The following is a 736-nucleotide window of genomic DNA, read 5'->3' as shown; positions in this document are numbered from 1 at the left end:
CCATTAAAAGATTATCGTTTGGTCACCTATTATGGCACGCCGCAGTCCGAAAATATGGGAATTCTAGGCACGATGGAGCCGGAAGAGCTTATGAAGAAATTAAAGAAGCAGACACAGGCCTATTCCGACATTGATCCCGGCAGGCCGGCGGTCCCGACGATTGAACTGATTACGACAATGGCGCAGAATGAGCCGGGGGCAGATGGGGATTATGTGCGGATGACATCGGAGGAGAATATTGAAACGTACGTCGAGCTTGCGGAGAAGCATGACGCGCTGGTGATGCTCGATATTCAGCTCGGAACAGACACGGTCATGGAGCAGGTGAAAATGATTGAGAAATGGCTTAAACACCCGAATGTTCACCTGGCAATCGATACGGAATTCCACGTGATGGAAGGCGAGAAACCCGGAGAGGATCTAGGGGAAGTGGATGGCAAGAAAATTCAGGAGGCAGTCGAGTACGTATCAGAGCTTACGGAAAAGAACAATCTCCCGGATAAAATTGTCCTCGTCCACCAATTCACCGGTGGCGTACTGACAAATAAAGATGCGATTAAACCGACAGACAACGTCGAAGTCGCAATAAACTTTGACGGCTGGGGACCAGCTGCCGACAAAAAGACACTGTACGGGAAGTACATACGTGATGAACCGAATCAATATGGCGGATTCAAGATCTTTTATGATAAAGATGAGCCTGTCTTAAAGCCCGAAGACGTGTTGAAAATGGACC

Annotated in this window: 1 protein-coding gene; it reads left to right on the top strand. The window is 48.5% G+C overall.

The window, feature by feature from the left end; genetic code table 11:
* Window positions 1-736 (top strand): hypothetical protein (locus HP456_RS24600; protein ID WP_172255892.1); only part of this gene is annotated, 736 nt, incomplete at both ends.

This window comes from Bacillus haikouensis (assembly GCF_013179555.1).
Taxonomy (GTDB): domain Bacteria; phylum Bacillota; class Bacilli; order Bacillales; family Bacillaceae_B; genus Rossellomorea; species Rossellomorea haikouensis_A.
The sequence above is the reverse complement of the archived record's forward strand: the minus strand, read 5'-3'. Positions and strand labels throughout refer to the sequence as shown.